The sequence below is a fragment of the Bacillus sp. Nf3 genome (assembly GCF_003028545.1).
GTDB classification, from domain to species: Bacteria; Bacillota; Bacilli; order Bacillales; family Bacillaceae; genus Bacillus; species Bacillus safensis.
This window is the reverse complement of sequence record NZ_PYUA01000008.1, coordinates 74,997-91,311: the sequence shown is the minus strand read 5'-3', so window position 1 is coordinate 91,311 and position 16,315 is coordinate 74,997. Positions and strand designations below refer to the sequence as shown.

Genomic DNA, 16,315 nt, shown 5'->3' with positions numbered 1-16,315 from the left:
TTGGAGAGTGACGTGCAAAAGGGTCCATTAACGTAAAAAAGACAGCGAGCCTCGCTGCTTTTACGTCTGTTTCATAATGTGTACACCATTCGGATCAATTGTATCCATTTTATCAATATCCGTCATGACCACATCAAGCAGGGAAAGGCGTTCTCCTCTTTGCCAGTGAATGGGCTGATTCAAGGGTGATAGCAGCTGATCCACTTTAGGTGTCTGTGACAAATCAGCAGCAGCAATTGTCATAGCATGTAGCGCATCGTTTCCAGTTTCAATGACATCTGTACGCCGTTGTAATTCAAGCCTTAAACGAAGAGGTGTCGAAAGAAACGTTCTCCGTTCCCCTTCTTGAACAGGCCAGTTTAATTCTTTAGCTTGTGCAAGCAGCTGATCATATTCTTCGTTTGAGACAAGAAAACCGATGTGATCAAACAAGACTTTTTTACTATATCCGAATGTGATATTGATCTGACCTTTTCTCATTTCGATGATTCGAAAAGTCGGCTGCTTATCTCTAAAATCATCCCATGTGAGTGGGGGATGAAAGGAACCGTCCTTTGTGAAACGCCCTTTTACTTCAAAGCCCAGCGAACGATACGCTTGTTCTGTCTCTTCAACAAATGGTGTCCAGTAATGATAGTGGAAAAGCTGCATGAGATCTCCACCTCCTATGTGTGAATATTCTGTTTTTTTATTTTAACACAAGAAAAGCCATTCTGATCTTAGAATGGCTTGTTCTCATCTAGTAAGGGTTTGAACAGGTTTTTCTGCTGTTTTTGTAATGAGCAGCTGCAGGAGTCGTGTTGATTGCGGCAAGGAGAAACGAAGGACAAGACCTGTGAAGATCGCAGTCAAAATCGTTCCAATGCCGATCGGTCCGCCGAGCATCCATGCAAATAAAAGCACTGTTAACTCAATGCCATTTCGAACCCACTGTACGTTCAGTCCCGTTTTCGCTGAGATGAGCAGCATTAATGAATCCCTTGGCCCAGCGCCAAGATTGGCTGAGACATAAATGCCAACACCGTATCCAGAAACTACAACACCCGTAATAAATACATATAAAGCCGGTAAATACCCATGTGGCGCAGGTAATATCGCATTAAAGAAATCAATAAACATACCAATCAGCACCATATTCAGTAAAGCGCCGATCTTTGGAAATGATTTCGTGAAAATAGAAGTCAGTGTCACAATAAGTGCACCAATGATAATGGACCATTGTCCAATTGTGAGTCCAAAATGCTGAAACAGTCCGTAGTGGAAAGCGTCCCAAGGACCAATCCCAAGGATCTTCCCTTTCACTGTCAGCGATAGTCCAAAAGCTAGTACGATCAATCCAACAAAATAAAAAAACCAACGTAAAAGATGTTCCCGCTTCAAAAGCATTCCCTTCTTTCTTAAACACTCGATTTCCATCGTAACATACTCTCACACCCCTTTAAATGGCTTTGCTCAATTGTAATCGCTTACTCCAAAAAGAATTTTTTTTTGATTCGTAAAGGTCAAAACATCAAAACAAACAGCAAGACTTTCGAATTGTTTTTTTTACCAAACCAAGCCATTAATTCCCTCCTTTTAAAAGAAAAAGAAAAAAATTCAATATATTTTGACAAAAAAAAATCTAAACCAATTAAAGAATAATTATCTTTAGATAGAAGAGATTGTATGTAAACTGTGTCATTAGACCTGTTGGAAAATACGGAGGTTTACGATAAAAAAAGATCATTTTATTGGAAAAAACATATGCAAATCAAACGCTGAGAGGTATCTGTTACTAAAGGTCTATTTTTGTCGAAATTAGTCATTTAGTCATGTTGTTACTTTTGAAATGTTACTGATATTATTTACCAAAGTGTGGGAGGTGAACTGGTACATACCATTACGATATAAGCAAGAAAAAGGGGAGGTCAAAGAATGAATATATTGAAAAGAACAAGTCAGTTATTTCTTATTTTGGTGCTGATTATTGGAAATTTATTAACGGTCTCACCAGCTGTTACGAAAGCCGCGGGGACGGTTGTTGTGAACAATACGGATTCCTATATGTTTGGGAGTAGACCGCTGGTTCTTCAGCAGCTTGATGGAAATAACCCAACAAACGTAAAAGCTAGTGTACAGGTGAAAGGAATCGATGTAGGTGCAGTGAATGGTGTTGCTGTAAGTGATCGAGAAAATGTTGTATATGCAACTGCAGATAATATCGGTAGCCCTAGTCTATATAAAATAAATGCGACCTCAGGGCAGGCAGAGATCGTAACCAAATTACCTGAAGGTGCTACTAATGCCGTTGTGTATCAAGATAAGTATATCTATTCTTATTCTTCTAATGGTGAGTATTTCCTTGGAACGTACGATTTAGTTACGGGTAAAAAAACGGCCAAAAAAATCGTAGGCTATGAGATTGGGTCTGGCGTTGGCGGAGACCTTGTCGTTGATAAGGACGGTTATCTTTGGTTCGCATCCAATGGCAGTGGGGCCATTGCACAAATGAACCCTGATACAGCAGAGGTCATTCGTGTCATTCCAATTAAAAATGCGGATGGTAAAACGATTGACGGAGGCGTTCGGGGAATTAGCTTTTTGCCAAATGGACAAATGCTATTACAGTCAGGATTAAATGAATCCATTGGTCATTCCACTCTTTTTACACTTGATGCGAAAACATTAAGTACAACATATATGGGCACTGTAGGTGATACATTATCTTACGACCTAGCTTCACGTGTAAAACCAGAATTTGATCCATATCCGCCAGAGCTTGAATCGGAAAAATCAGTTGTCTTACAGAAAAAAGCAGAGGGCAACACGGATGAGAAGCATCCAGAAGTAGGCGATACCCTTCTTTATACAATTAGAGCCAAAAATACAGTACAATACGGCATTCTTAAAAATCTAATCATTTCAGATCAGCTTCCAAGCAGTTTAAGCTATGTTGCAGGCTCACTTAAGGTAGATGGTGCCAGTGTCACAGATGCAAAAGATCAAGACAAAGGTGATTATACAAACGGCACTGTTGCAGGACAAATAGGTGACGTGAAAGATACCAATTGGCACACCGTGACATTTGAAGCGACAGTAGGAAAAGGTCAGGCAGGCAAGGATATTAAAAATACTGCCAATGTAAAAGGGGAGAACACACCACCAGGCAATCCAACAACAGATATAGAAATCTATCCTCGAGATCCAAAACTTGAATCAGAAAAATCGGCGGTCTTGCAGAAAAAAGCAGAGGGTAACACAGATGAGAAGCATCCAGAAGTAGGCGACACATTGCTTTATACCATCCAAGCCCGTAATGCTGTTGAAGATAGCTTCATTGAAGATCTTGTCATTTCTGATAAATTACCTCAAGGGTTATCATATGTACCAAATTCACTTCAGGTAGATGGAAATCCAGTCACGGATACAAAAGATGATGACAACGGCGATATAACAGATGGAACAGTTACTGGAACGTTCGGTGAAGTGAAAGATGCGAAATGGCATACAGTGACGTTCGAAGTGACGGTTAACAAAGGTCAGGCAGGCAAAGACATTCAAAATACAGCGAGTGTCACAGGGGGCAACACACCACCAGAGAAACCGACAACAAAAACAGAAATCTATCCTCGTGACCCGAAGCTAACATCAGAAAAATCAGCTGTCTTACAGAAAAAAGCAGATGGTAACACAGATGAGAAGCATCCAGAGGTTGGTGACACTCTTCTTTATACAATTAAAACAAAGAATACGAAAGAAGACAGTCTCGTTGAAAACTTAGTGATCTCAGATGAACTGCCGGAAGGCTTGGCATATGTACCGAATTCACTACAGGTGGATGGAGATACAGTCACAGACGCAAAGGATGACGATAACGGAGACTTTACAAACGGAGCCATTTCAGGACAATTTGGCGACATTAAGGATACAGATTGGCATACGGTGACGTTTGAAGTGACGGTTGAAAAAGGACAATCAGGCAAAGACATTCAAAATACAGCCAATGTCACAGGGGGCAACACACCACCAGATAAGCCAACAACAAAAACAGAAATCTATCCGCGAGATCCAAAGCTTGAATCAGAAAAATCAGCGGTCTTGCAGAAAAAAGCAGAAGGTAACAAAGATGAGAAACATCCAGAAGTAGGCGATACCCTTCTTTATACGATTAAAACAAAGAATACGATAGAAGACAGTTTGATTAAAGATTTAGTCATTTCAGACCAATTACCAAAAGGACTGAAGTATGTCACTGGATCCCTGCAAATTGATGGAGAATCCGTCACGGACGTAAAAGACGATGATAGCGGAGACTACACAGATGGAAAGGTTACAGGATCTTTTGGTGATGTGAAGGATACGGACTGGCACAACGTGACGTTTGAAGTAACAGTTGAAAAGGGACAGGCTGGTCAAGACATTCAAAACACAGCTAGCGTCACAGGCGAAAACACACCGCCAGAAGAGCCAACAACCGAAACAAAAATTTACCCTCGTGACCCAAAACTAACATCAGAAAAATCAGCGGACATTCAAAAAAAGGCTGAGGGCAACACAGATAAAAAGACACCACAGGTCGGCGATACCCTTCTTTATACGATCAAAACAAAGAATCTTGAAGAAGACAGCATCGTCAACAATCTCGTGATTTCTGATGAACTACCAGAAGGTCTTGAATATGTCGAAGGTTCACTAAAAGTGGATGGACAAGCCGCGACAGATGCAAAAGATGAAGACAACGGAGACTACACAAAAGGCATAGTAACCGGTCAATTTGGCGATATCAAAGATACGGACTGGCATACAGTGACCTTTGAAGCGAAAGTCGCAAAAGGCCAATCAGGTAAAAGCATTCAAAACACAGCGAAAGTAACAGGCGAAAACACGCCGCCAGAAGAGCCAACAACCGAAACAAAAATTGATCCAAGAGATCCAAAGCTTGAATCAGAAAAAACATCTGAAATCTCTCAAAAAGCAGAAGGCAATACAGATGAAAAACAAGTACAGGCAGGCGACACGCTCCTTTACACCATCAAAACAAAAAATAGTGTAGAAGACAGTGTCATCAAAGATCTAGTCATCGCAGATAAACTGCCAGAAGGTCTTGAATATGTCGAAGGGTCATTAAAAGTAGATGGACAAGCCGCGACAGATGCAAAAGATGACGACAATGGAGATTACACAAAAGGCACAGTAACCGGTCAATTTGGCGATATCAAAGATACGGACTGGCATACAGTGACTTTTGAAGCGAAAGTCGCAAAAGGCCAATCAGGTAAAAGCATTCAAAACACAGCGAAAGTAACAGGCGAAAACACGCCGCCAGAAGAGCCAACAACCGAAACAAAAATTGATCCAAGAGATCCAAAGCTTGAATCAGAAAAAACATCTGAAATCTCTCAAAAAGCAGAAGGCAATACAGATGAAAAACAAGTACAGGCAGGCGACACCCTCCTTTACACCATCAAAACAAAAAATAGTGTAGAAGATAGTGTCATCAAAGATCTAGTCATCGCAGATAAACTGCCAGAAGGTCTTGAATATGTCGAAGGTTCACTAAAAGTAGATGGACAAGCCGCAACAGATGCAAAAGATGACGATAACGGAGACTACACAAAAGGCACAGTAACCGGTCAATTTGGCGATATCAAAGATACAGACTGGCATACAGTCACATTTAAGGCGAAGGTTGCCAAAGGATCTGAAGGGAAAACCATTCAAAATATTGCAGTCGTAAGTGGTGAGAATGTAGACGATCCAGACAAACCTGAAAACTCAACAACTGTAGAACCACCGCATAAGCCAGAGGTGCCAGCAAATCCAGATACGCCTTCTAGTTCAGAAACGGAGACACCTGGTCATCATCTTCCGAATACTGCAACTGCGATGTACAACCTTTTACTAGCAGGTTTTGCACTCGTATTAATAGGTGCAGCTCTTATCGTCTGGAACAGAAGAAAAAGAAACGGATAACCGGTCATGTTTCAAAAATTCATCTCAGCGATATTGATCATAGCAGGGCTTTGTCTTGCGATTGTAGGATATTTGAATATCGTTGATGGACAAAAAGAAGTAGATCAGTCATTTCAGTCTGCACAAGCAGCCATTCAGCAAAAGGGGAAAACAGATTCCCCTTTTGCGCCGCAGACTGGTGAAGCGATTGGGCTTTTGCACATCCCAAAGCTAAAAGCTGAGTTACCGATTGTAGAAGGAACAGATGCAGATGATTTAGCAAAAGGCGTTGGTCACTTTCACGAGAGTTATTTTCCAAACGAGCAGGGACAAATCGTTCTATCAGGGCATCGTGATACGGTGTTTAGACGAACAGGAGAACTTGTGAAGGGAGATCAATTGATTATCGAGCTTTCATATGGACGTTTTGTCTATGAAATCGAGAAAACAAAGATAGTGAAGAAAGATGATCAAACAATTATTACGTTACAACAGGAAAAGGAAGAACTTATCCTCACCACATGTTACCCTTTTTCCTATATTGGTCCTGCACCAAACAGATATATCATATATGGGAAGCGTATTTAGTCACTGGAACAGCCTGCAGATTAACCGATTTGATCGCTTAATCCCTTCATATAGAGGGAATTGTCTATATCATATCTAGTGATGCAGGAGGGGGCAATTTGTTAAATAACGATTATGTTAAATATATAGATAAATTTGGGAGAATTGTTCTTCCGACAGAGATGAGAAAACGGTTGAACATTCATCCGCAAGATTTTATGGAGATTTATCGAGAAGAAGATCAAATAGTGATGAAGCCGTATTGGCAGGACAAACCTTGTATCGTAACAGGGCAAGTGACGTGTTCCAATAAGGTGCTATCTGGTGGTGTGGTCATCAGTCCAGAGGGAGCAAGGCTGCTCCTGCAAGATTTACTGGCGCTTCGCCTGCAAAAAGAGATATAAAAAAAGGCTGTCCTCACCACGTGAGAACAGCCTTTTTTTATCATACTGGATTCAAAATCCGGTTTAAGAATTGTTTTGTACGTTCTTCCTTTGGTCGTTTGAAGATTTCTTCCGGAGGACCTTGTTCGACGATGACGCCGCCATCAATAAAAATCACTTCGTCTGCTACTTCTTGGGCAAACTTGATTTCATGTGTGACAACCGCCATGGTCCAACCTTCCTTCGCTAGATCCTTCATGACCTTTAAAACTTCCCCGACAAGCTCAGGATCAAGCGCAGAGGTTGGTTCATCAAAAAGCATAAGCTCTGGCTGAATGGCAAGTGCACGGGCAATCCCGACACGCTGCTTTTGACCGCCTGAGAGCTGAAATGGATAAAGGTCTTTTTTATCCTCAAGACCGACCTTTTGCAAGAGCTGAATGGCTTCTTTTCGAACCATTTCCTTTGGACGGCGCTGCACCTGGACAGGACCTTCCATGACATTTTCAAGCACTGTACGGTGAGGAAACAGGTGATAATCCTGAAATACCATTCCTGATTTCCGGCGTAGCTTCAGCAGATCAGCTGATTTATTTTTTTTCGAAAAATCAATCGAGAAATCATCGAAGGTAAAGGAGCCGCCATTTGGTATTTCAAGTGCATTTAAACAGCGAAGCATCGTTGTTTTCCCAGAACCAGATGGACCGAGAATGGCCACAACCTGCCCTTTATTGATCGAAAAATCAATCGACTTTAAAATCTCATTTTCACCAAAGGATTTCTTGAGACCTTTGACTGTTAGCATGTCGTTCCCTCCTTACCTTGCGACATATCGATCAAGTCGTTTTTCAATTTGATGCTGAACGAGCGATAGAATGAAGCAGAATACCCAATAGATGAGGGCTGCTTCCATATAAATAAACAAGATCTGATCCAAGTTTGCCGCAGCAATCTCCTGTGATTTACGGAACATCTCTGCCACGAGAATTTGGGAGGCAAGGGATGTATCCTTCACCAAACTAATGAATGAATTAGACAGCGGTGGAATCGATACACGCACAGCCTGCGGTAAAATCACGCGGACGAGCGTTTTGCGATGCGTCATTCCGATTGAATAACCAGCTTCCCATTGTCCTTTTGGAACAGACAGGACGGATGCACGGATAATTTCCGACGCATACGCACCTACGTTTAAAGAAAAAGCAATAATGGCACTTGGATATGGATCCAATGTGATATTAAATGTTGGAAAGAAATAGAAAATAATAAACAATTGCACAAAAAGCGGTGTTCCGCGAACGGCCGACACGTAGATGGAGAAAATCCATCTGAGGGCTTTAATTTTAGACATTCTCGCAAGAGCTGTCACAAGCGCGATAAAAATACCAATAATAAAGGCAATGATGGCGAGGGGAATTGTATAATAAATCCCCTGCATCACCATTGGCCAAAAAGATTGCTGAAGAAGATCCCAAGGAATGACGACTCCTAGGATGTTATTTTGTAACATCTTCACCAAACCATTTCTTAGAAATCTTAGCGAGTGTACCGTCTTTTTTCATTTCTTTTAATGCGCCATTCACTTTGTCAACGACTTCGCCGCTGCCTTTTCTGAATGCGAAATAAGTTTCTTGAGGATCTCCTGTTTCAAATGCAACTTTTAGGTTTTTGTTACCGCTTGTTTTCAAGTAATTCAATACAGCCAATTTGTCATTGAACGTCAAATCAGCACGTCCTTGCTGAATCAATTGAATGGATTGTGCAAGACCTTCGACGCCTTCGATCTTAGCACCAGCATCTGTTGCTAGTTTGTTGTAGTTACTTGTTAACGATTGTGCTGCTTTTTTGCCTTTAACATCAGATAGTTTCTTGATGTCGTTGTTATCTGATTTTGTCACAACAATAGCTTGAGATGTCGTGTATTTATCAGAGAAATCGTATTGATTTTCACGGCCAGTTTTCCCAACTTGGTTCGCTACCACGTCAAAACGTTTTGCATTCAGTCCAGCAAACATACTGTCCCATTGTGTTTCTTTGAATTCAGGTTTTAAGTCAAGGCGTTTTGCTACTTCAGTGATGACTTCTACATCGTAGCCAGTTAATTTATCTGTCTTTTTGTCATGGAAAGTGAAAGGAGCATAAGTACCCTCAGTTCCAATGGTTAATACACCTTTATCCTGAATGGATTTCCAAAGGTCTCCTGATTCCTTAGACCCAGATTGTTTATTCGCGTTGTCGCTTGCACCAGATCCACATGCCGTGATCAATGCAACACAAACGCCTAAAATAATGGCAAAGAACATTTTTTTCATTTTATTCCCCACTTTTCTTGTTGGTATTTACAACATATGATCTTACAGAGAAGCAACCTAAAAGTAAAGCATTTGAAACTAGCTTGAGCGAATCTCACCAACTTTATGCCTGCAAATGGTCGAACGGACAAACGTAGAACTATACCCAAATCAAAAAATGAATAAAACCAAACGCATGATCAAGAATGTTAGATAACCTATTTAATGGTAAAATTTGTTGTAATGAGCTCTCTAAGAAAATGAAGTGGTCCTACAGTGAACGAAAGGGAAGTGTGATCATTTGCATACATCGAAACAAAAACCTGTCATGATCTTAATACACGAAATATACGGAATAAATGATCATATGAAGAGTATGATCCATTATTTCGACAAAGCGGGTTTTGAGGTTTATTGTCCTCATTTATTAGGACAGGCGAAACAATTCTCCTATGTCGAAGAGAAAGAGGCATACGGCTATTTTATGAATAAAGTTGGTTTTGATGAGCCGATAATGAGCGTACTGAATGTGGCAAAAGAGTTAAAAACGAAGAATGCCGCGATAGACATATTTCTGTTAGGTTTTAGTGTGGGGGCAACCATTGCTTGGCGATGCAGTCAATATGAGCAGTTGTTTACCGGAGTCATTGGGTTTTATGGTTCAAGGATCAGAGATGACATTGATCTTGTGCCTGCCTGCAAAACGCTGTTATTTTTCCCGGAAGTCGAAGCATCCTTTAACCCCCAGGAGCTTGCGAGTGTTTTGGGGAAAAAGGAAAAACTTCGCGTGACAATAGTAGAGGGAGAGCATGGATTCGCGAATCCATATTCCACGGCTTTTCACGCTGAATCGAAAAATCACTGTTTTCAGGAAATAGATGATTTTATCAAAGGGTGTTTGTTAAAAGAATGAGGTGAAACCAGTGTGTGAAGATGAGGTGCCATGCTGGTTTTTTGTGCAAATATTTTGGGTTCGATTAAATGATCAAATCTACCTCATATTTGTGCGAACATTACTAAAATAAAGACTTTGAGACAGTGACCATAGAAGGAAGCATATTTATTATAAAAGATGTATAATTAGTAGGTTGTTTTGAAAATGGAATGAATCACATGGAGACATGTTTTGATAACAGAGCATCTTAGAAGAAGGAGGGCATCATTGTGGATGTTGGACAAAATCAGCCTGATCAATTGAAAAGGGCGATGACCTCCCGCCATTTATTTATGATTTCACTTGGCGGTGTCATTGGGACAGGCTTTTTCTTAGGAACGGGCTATACGATTGGACAAGCAGGGCCAGTCGGAGCTGTTCTTTCATATATTGTGGGCGGATTGATCATGTATTTAACCATGCTGTGTCTTGGGGAGCTGTCGGTTGCACTTCCTGTGTCGGGGTCGTTTCATACGTATGCGACGAAATTTGTCAGCCCGGCAGCGGGTTTTGCTGTCGGCTGGATTTATTGGCTCGGCTGGGCGGCAACGGTCGCCCTTGAGTTCTTATCAGCAGGACAGCTGATGAGGCGCTGGCTACCGCAAGTAGATGTGTGGATTTGGTGTCTCATATTCGGACTCTGTCTTTTCTTATTAAATGCCCGGTCAGCGAAAGCGTTCGGGGAGTCGGAGTTTTTCTTTTCTACCATTAAGATTATTGCAATTTTACTCTTTATTGGCGTAGGCGGAGCGGCGATGTTTGGGTTTATTGATACAACGAGCGGTGAACCCGCCCCTTACTTCAGCCATTTTGTGAATGATGGGCTGTTTCCAAATGGTCTGCTTGCTGTTGTGGTTACGATGATCACGGTGAATTTTTCGTTTCAGGGAACAGAGCTGATCGGGATTGCGGCAGGAGAAAGTGAAAACCCTGAGAAAACCGTACCCCGTTCGATTCATCAAACCGTATGGCGTACACTTGTCTTTTTCGTCTTATCTATTTTCGTCTTAGCCGGTATGGTGCCTTGGAAGGAAGCCAGTGTGCTGCAAAGTCCATTTGTTACTGTGTTTGAGAGAACGGGCATTCCTTTTGCGGCAGACATCATGAACTTTGTCATCATTATTGCTTTATTATCTGTTGCGAACTCTGGCTTGTATGCATCGACGAGAATGCTGTATTCCTTATCGAAGGAAGGAATGGCAGGAAAAGCATTTAGACGCGTCAATCAGCGCGGTATTCCGATGAATGCCTTACTGCTCACTTTCCTGTTTACAGGGATTTCGCTGTTATCCGGTTTTTTTGCAGAGAAAACGGTATTTGCCTGGATCGTGTCCATTGCCGGAATGAGTGCCCAGACAGGCTGGATCACGATTACATTATCACAGCTTCTTTTCCGTAGAAAATATTTGAAGGCAGGCGGAAAGCTGGAAAACTTAAAATTTAAAACGCCTCTTTATCCGGTGCTGCCAATCATTGCGATTACACTGAATACCATCGTGTTGGTCAGCCTTGCCTTTGATCAAGAGCAGCGCATCGGGCTATATGTCGGCGTACCGCTCATGATCATTGGATATGTTGTCTACCATCGCTATGTGAAAAAGCATCAGGCACAAAGTGAGCCGCTGAAACTGCAAATCCATGGAGATGACGAGATTCGGTTTTAAAATCAAAAAACACTAAATTTAAGAAATTTAAAAACACCTCTGATATCAATCTGAAGGTGTTTTTTTTGAAGTGATTCTGGAAGTTCTCAACTAACAACAAAAGTTAGTTCATATCCTGCTGTTTAAAATCTTGTTGTTCAAAATTTTGGCGCTTATTCTGATATCCTACGTTATTATTACCCCAAAGCTTCTCGTAATCCCATCCTGTTAGCGCTTTCAAAACACTTCTTGTTTCATCATCAGCCTGTTCCATTGAACCATTATTCTTTAACCTATTAATTTCATTAATCATAATGGAATGAGTTTTCTTAGATAATTTAAATTTAAATGAAATAACTAAACTAATACCGACTAGCCCTACAGTTCCGAAAAACAGAATACCTACAATCCCATTTATTGCTGTAGTAGACTGTGTCGTCGCGTTTGCAACGAATCCACTTTCCTGTAAAATAACTCCTACCAAGAATGTGGCTAAAGCTGTAGTACTCTTGCGTGTAAACGTCATAATACCTGCAAATATTCCTTCTCGTCTTTTACGAGTGACCATTTCATCTACATCAGGAATGAAAGTGTAAATATTCCATGGTATATAATATAATCCACTCTTTCCGATGCCTAAGATAACAGAGAAAGCATACAGCGCTATAATCATATAAGTTGGTTGTGTGAAGTATAAAAATATATAACCACTGATACATGTAATAATAGCAGTATAAGATATTTTCAAAGATGGCGCAGGACCTATTTTAATCACGAGCCAACCAAACAATATTGTACATACCATTTGAAGTAATGAACCAATAGATAATAAATCGGCTGCGAGCACTGCATCTTTATTTAAAGAAAACACAACAAAGTAGACAAATACAGCGTTTAAAATATCCATGGCAGTAAACGAACAAATATACATCGTGAGGTGCTGGCGGAAACTTCTAATTCTAAAAGTAGATGTTAAGTCAATGATGACTTTTTTTATGGATTCTATAGCAGGTACTTTTTCTACACCATCAGGTTCTATCATGTCTTCTTCTATTTTACGTTCCCATGTTGTTCTATGTGTAATTAATAATGCAGCCATAAAAATAAAGGTGAAGATAATCCCATTGTAAAGAAAAACTTGAGGTGAATCTTTTCCGAATATTTCGAATAATCTGCCTGGAATAAAGGTAGCTAAAAATGTTCCTAGTCCTGAATAGATTAATCTTATTGTTGAGAGCTTGGTCCGTGCATTAAAATCATTCGTCATTTCAGCTCCAAGTGTTTCAAATGGAATTAATACCATTGCTGCAAGGAATTCTAACAAAATATAAACCGTTAAATAGTACCAGTAATTCATATCAGAAATCCAAAGAAGAGAATAAATAACCATCAAAGGGCTTCCAACTAGTAAAAAGAACCTGCGTCTTCCAAATTTTTTCCCAAGTTTTGTACGACCAAAATTGTCAGTGATATGGCCCATAATTGGGCTTGCTATCGCATCAATAATACGAGCAATTGCAATAATGGATCCCGCTTCAACAGGGGTAAGACCACAGTATGTAATGAAAAAATATAACATCCATGCGCCTATGATAGCGAATGCTCCCCCTCCAAATAAATCCATTGTTCCATAACCAATATAATTTTTGAGTGTTAGTTTCCTGTTCTCAGTCTGCATTCTTATTTCTCCTTTCCAAGCCTACTTATAAATTTAAAAAAACATATAAAATAAAGATGTATGACAAGGAAAAAATAAAAATATTAAACACCTGAATACGCCATAAAACCCCCATCAACAGGAATTGTCACTCCGGTCACAAATGCTGACATATGATCATCAACAAGCCATAATAAGGTACCAAGAAGATCTTCTGGCGTACCAAACCTTCTCATTGGTGTGTTCGAAATAATCTTATGAGACCTTTCTGTATAATCTCCTTCTTCATTTAGGAGAAGGTTTTTATTTTGTGAAGTTAAAAAGAAGCCCGGTGCAATAGCATTTACTCTAATTCCTGCCTCAGCCATATGGACAGCTAACCATTTTGTGAAATTTTCAATTGCTGCTTTTGCCGCGCTATAAGCAGGCACTTTGGTCATTGGAGAAGGGGCACTCATAGATGACATGTTGATGACAACTGCTCCCTTTCGATGAACCATATTTTTAGTGAAAATTTGTGTAGGAATAAAAGTCCCCATAAAATTTAAATCAAATACATTTTGTACACTATCTGTACTTAAATGAAAAAAAGTATTTACCTTAGGATTAGTAAGGTCTTCTGTTTGAAATATTTCGTTGGTTGTATTTGCACTGGAGTGGTTACCACCAGCTCCATTTATCAATATTGTACAATTGCCTAATTCCTCTGTTACAATCTTCTCGGCTTGTTCAATACTCTCTTTATTCAGAACATCACATTTTATCGCAATCGCTTTCCCGCCCATAAGGTTAATTTCTTCGGCTACCTTTTCACCTTTTTCGACGGTTCTATTTAAAATAGCCACAGACACGCCATGTCTAGCAAGTTCCTTTGCCATGGCGCTGCAAAGTACGCCACTTCCTCCTGTTATAACAGCTACTTTACCAGCTAAATTTTTATTTTCTTGTATGTTTACCATGTAGCTTCCTCCTTTGCTTCTTTTCGTACAGAATGTTTATTTTTTAAAGCATCCCAAGCTCCCCACAAATACATAATTCCAAGTGCTCTATCATAAAGACCATATCCAGGCCTACATTGTTCATCCCAAATGTGTCTTCCATGATCGGGTCTACAATAACCTTTGAATCCGCTTTCATAATAAGCATGTATAATGGCTGAAACATCTACTGATCCATCTTTTGATCGATGCGATGTTTCAACAAAGTCCCCGTTATCATATACACGTACATTTCTTATATGAGTAAATGGGATTCTATCAATAAATTCGTGAATCATAGAAACTAAATCATTTTCTAAGTTTGCTCCTAAAGATCCTGTACAGAGCGTTATACAATGATGTGGGCTATTATTTAGTTGTAAAATTTTTCTGATGTTATTTTGGTTAGTTACTATTCGCGGTAGACCAAAGACAGGCCAAGGTGGATCGTCAGGATGAATTGCCATCTTAATATCATGAAGTTCTGCAATTGGAATAACCTGATCTAAAAAATATTTCAAGTTGGCCCATAAATCATCTTCTGTTATATTTTTGTAGGCTTCAAAAAGTTGGTGGAGGTGATTTAACCGCTCTGGTTCCCAACCTGGCATGGTTAAACTGGAGTTCTCACTAATTTTATTTACTAAGTCTTTCGGATCAATATCTTTAATTCGACTATGTTCATAAAATAGAGCTGTAGAGCCATCAAGAAGTGTTTTATTTAAGTCTGTACGGATCCAATCAAATACAGGCATAAAGTTATAACATATGACTTTAACACCGACCTTTGCTAGCTTCTGAATTGTTTTCTTATAATTTTCTATGTATCGATCTCTAGTTGGAAGTCCGAGCTTAATGTCTTCATGAACATTCACGCTTTCAACCACTTCAATATGAAGGTTATGTTTATCAGCTAATTTTTTCATTTCTACAATTCTTTCTAGTGGCCACTCTTCTCCTACGGGCACATCATGCAGTGCCCAAACAATTCCTTCCACTCCTGGAATCTGCTTTATTTGTTCCAGTGTTATCGTGTCGTTTCCTTCGCCAAACCATCTAAATGTCATCCTCATATACCATCACCCCTAAAATATAAGTAACAACCTATTTTTATTTAAAATAATTTGGATATTCTTTCTTCAATAATTCTTTATCAACAAGTGCAATTTTCAAATGCTCTTCCATGATTGTTTCAGCTTTATCAGCATCTTGATCTTGTATAGCTTTGAAGATATTTACATGTTGAGAAAGAATATTATCCCAATTATAATCTGTTACTAGCCTTAACATGCGACTCCTATTAAAGTGTACATTCATCTGTTGAATAACGAACCATGTTTTTTCTTTTTTACACCGTTTGAAAATAGTTCTATGAAACTCCTCATCTAATTCAAACATTTTTTTATAATCTTTTTTCTTAACGCAAATTTTTTGCATACTTAAATTCATATCTAAATCATTAATCAGCTCTTCAGAAAACTCCTGACAGGCTAGTCTAATCACGGCCTTCTCGAGATGTTCTCGCATAAACCGTGCTTCCTCCACAAGGTTCAAATCAATTAAAGAAACAAATGTACCTCGTTGAGGGTAGATACTTAATAATCCTTCTTGAGATAATTTTAAAAAGCTTTCTCTTACAGGAGTTCGACTAACATTAAATTGAATGGATATTTCTTTTTCAGAAATATTTGTCCCAGGTGGAAGCTTCAGGCTTAATATTTGATCTTTTAGCATATTGTAAACTTGTTCCCTCGTAGAGAGGTTTTGGTTTTTAAAATCGATATTCATTATTCTAATCTCCTTTCTCTAACATACTACCATACAAGTGCATTAGAATGGTAGACACTAATTTAATTTTTCTGAATATTTATCCTGTGAGCATTTATATAACTCTTGATGATTCTAAACCATGATCAATCATAAAAGTGCGGG

General features: G+C 39.5%; 14 protein-coding genes. 5 read left to right on the top strand and 9 right to left on the bottom strand.

All coding sequences use genetic code 11. From position 1 onward, the window contains the following. Positions 1 to 60: 60 nt before the first annotated feature. Positions 61 to 651 carry a hypothetical protein gene (locus C9414_RS17180; protein WP_107164150.1) on the bottom strand — a complete coding sequence of 197 codons (591 nt, stop codon included), beginning with the start codon at positions 649 to 651 and terminating at the stop codon, positions 61 to 63. Between the two features lie 84 nt (positions 652 to 735). Then, the gene (locus tag C9414_RS17175) at positions 736 to 1,380 is read right to left on the bottom strand and encodes a YczE/YyaS/YitT family protein (protein WP_107164161.1); all 645 of its coding nucleotides are present in this window, start codon (positions 1,378 to 1,380) and stop codon (positions 736 to 738) included. Positions 1,381 to 1,914: 534 nt separating this feature from the next. On the opposite strand from C9414_RS17175, the gene C9414_RS17170 reads away from it, so the two are divergent. The 3 genes from C9414_RS17170 (at position 1,915) to C9414_RS17160 (ending at position 6,902) form a co-directional block, all read left to right on the top strand. Further along, on the top strand, positions 1,915 to 5,952 hold the full coding sequence (locus tag C9414_RS17170) for an isopeptide-forming domain-containing fimbrial protein (protein ID WP_107164149.1): 4,038 nt from the start codon (positions 1,915 to 1,917) through the stop codon (positions 5,950 to 5,952). A gap of 6 nt (positions 5,953 to 5,958) precedes the next feature. Then, positions 5,959 to 6,519, top strand: a complete 561-nt coding sequence (locus tag C9414_RS17165) for a class D sortase (RefSeq protein ID WP_107164148.1) — start codon at positions 5,959 to 5,961, stop codon at positions 6,517 to 6,519. Between the two features lie 98 nt (positions 6,520 to 6,617). After that, positions 6,618 to 6,902 (top strand): AbrB/MazE/SpoVT family DNA-binding domain-containing protein, encoded by a 285-nt coding sequence (locus C9414_RS17160; RefSeq protein ID WP_039176465.1) that lies wholly within the window; start codon positions 6,618 to 6,620, stop codon positions 6,900 to 6,902. Positions 6,903 to 6,942: 40 nt separating this feature from the next. Here C9414_RS17160 and C9414_RS17155 read toward each other — a convergent pair whose 3' ends face one another. The 3 genes from C9414_RS17155 to tcyA are packed head-to-tail and all read right to left on the bottom strand — an operon-like array spanning position 6,943 to position 9,193. Continuing rightward, positions 6,943 to 7,686 carry an amino acid ABC transporter ATP-binding protein gene (locus C9414_RS17155; RefSeq protein ID WP_041089051.1) on the bottom strand — a complete coding sequence of 248 codons (744 nt, stop codon included), beginning with the start codon at positions 7,684 to 7,686 and terminating at the stop codon, positions 6,943 to 6,945. Between the two features lie 12 nt (positions 7,687 to 7,698). After that, the gene (locus C9414_RS17150) at positions 7,699 to 8,391 is read right to left on the bottom strand and encodes an amino acid ABC transporter permease (RefSeq protein ID WP_024424286.1); all 693 of its coding nucleotides are present in this window, start codon (positions 8,389 to 8,391) and stop codon (positions 7,699 to 7,701) included. Next, entirely contained in the window at positions 8,378 to 9,193 is an 816-nt protein-coding gene (tcyA, locus tag C9414_RS17145) for a cystine ABC transporter substrate-binding lipoprotein TcyA (RefSeq protein ID WP_024424285.1), read from the bottom strand. Before tcyA ends, C9414_RS17150 begins: the two co-directional genes overlap by 14 nt. Positions 9,194 to 9,473: 280 nt before the next feature. Here tcyA and C9414_RS17140 point away from each other — a divergent pair, with 280 nt between their 5' ends. Beyond that, positions 9,474 to 10,085 carry a dienelactone hydrolase family protein gene (locus tag C9414_RS17140; protein ID WP_047202711.1) on the top strand — a complete coding sequence of 204 codons (612 nt, stop codon included), beginning with the start codon at positions 9,474 to 9,476 and terminating at the stop codon, positions 10,083 to 10,085. Between the two features lie 251 nt (positions 10,086 to 10,336). Next, complete coding sequence (locus tag C9414_RS17135; RefSeq protein ID WP_080967161.1) at positions 10,337 to 11,770, top strand: amino acid permease; 1,434 nt, start codon at positions 10,337 to 10,339, stop codon at positions 11,768 to 11,770. A gap of 103 nt (positions 11,771 to 11,873) precedes the next feature. On the opposite strand, the gene C9414_RS17130 is transcribed toward C9414_RS17135, so the two are convergent. From C9414_RS17130 to C9414_RS17115, 4 genes are all read right to left on the bottom strand, one after another. Beyond that, positions 11,874 to 13,427 carry an MFS transporter gene (locus tag C9414_RS17130; RefSeq protein ID WP_107164147.1) on the bottom strand — a complete coding sequence of 518 codons (1,554 nt, stop codon included), beginning with the start codon at positions 13,425 to 13,427 and terminating at the stop codon, positions 11,874 to 11,876. Positions 13,428 to 13,510: 83 nt separating this feature from the next. Then, on the bottom strand, positions 13,511 to 14,365 hold the full coding sequence (locus C9414_RS17125) for an SDR family oxidoreductase (RefSeq protein WP_107164146.1): 855 nt from the start codon (positions 14,363 to 14,365) through the stop codon (positions 13,511 to 13,513). Continuing rightward, the gene (gene uxuA / locus C9414_RS17120; protein ID WP_107164145.1) at positions 14,359 to 15,456 is read right to left on the bottom strand and encodes a mannonate dehydratase; all 1,098 of its coding nucleotides are present in this window, start codon (positions 15,454 to 15,456) and stop codon (positions 14,359 to 14,361) included. The genes C9414_RS17125 and uxuA overlap by 7 nt, the downstream gene beginning before the upstream one ends. A gap of 37 nt (positions 15,457 to 15,493) precedes the next feature. Next, on the bottom strand, positions 15,494 to 16,171 hold the full coding sequence (locus tag C9414_RS17115) for a GntR family transcriptional regulator (protein WP_107164144.1): 678 nt from the start codon (positions 16,169 to 16,171) through the stop codon (positions 15,494 to 15,496). Positions 16,172 to 16,315 lie beyond the last annotated feature (144 nt).

Excerpts from the sequence above, each read along its gene's own strand:
- C9414_RS17180 (WP_107164150.1), bottom strand. The coding sequence starts at position 651 with ATGCAGCTTTTCCACTATCATTACTGGACACCATTTGTTGAAGAGACA.
- C9414_RS17170 (WP_107164149.1), top strand. The coding sequence starts at position 1,915 with ATGAATATATTGAAAAGAACAAGTCAGTTATTTCTTATTTTGGTGCTG.
- C9414_RS17165 (WP_107164148.1), top strand. The coding sequence starts at position 5,959 with ATGTTTCAAAAATTCATCTCAGCGATATTGATCATAGCAGGGCTTTGT.
- C9414_RS17155 (WP_041089051.1), bottom strand. The coding sequence starts at position 7,686 with ATGCTAACAGTCAAAGGTCTCAAGAAATCCTTTGGTGAAAATGAGATT.
- C9414_RS17150 (WP_024424286.1), bottom strand. The coding sequence starts at position 8,391 with ATGTTACAAAATAACATCCTAGGAGTCGTCATTCCTTGGGATCTTCTT.
- tcyA (WP_024424285.1), bottom strand. The coding sequence starts at position 9,193 with ATGAAAAAAATGTTCTTTGCCATTATTTTAGGCGTTTGTGTTGCATTG.
- C9414_RS17130 (WP_107164147.1), bottom strand. The coding sequence starts at position 13,427 with ATGCAGACTGAGAACAGGAAACTAACACTCAAAAATTATATTGGTTAT.
- C9414_RS17125 (WP_107164146.1), bottom strand. The coding sequence starts at position 14,365 with ATGGTAAACATACAAGAAAATAAAAATTTAGCTGGTAAAGTAGCTGTT.
- uxuA (WP_107164145.1), bottom strand. The coding sequence starts at position 15,456 with ATGAGGATGACATTTAGATGGTTTGGCGAAGGAAACGACACGATAACA.
- C9414_RS17115 (WP_107164144.1), bottom strand. The coding sequence starts at position 16,171 with ATGAATATCGATTTTAAAAACCAAAACCTCTCTACGAGGGAACAAGTT.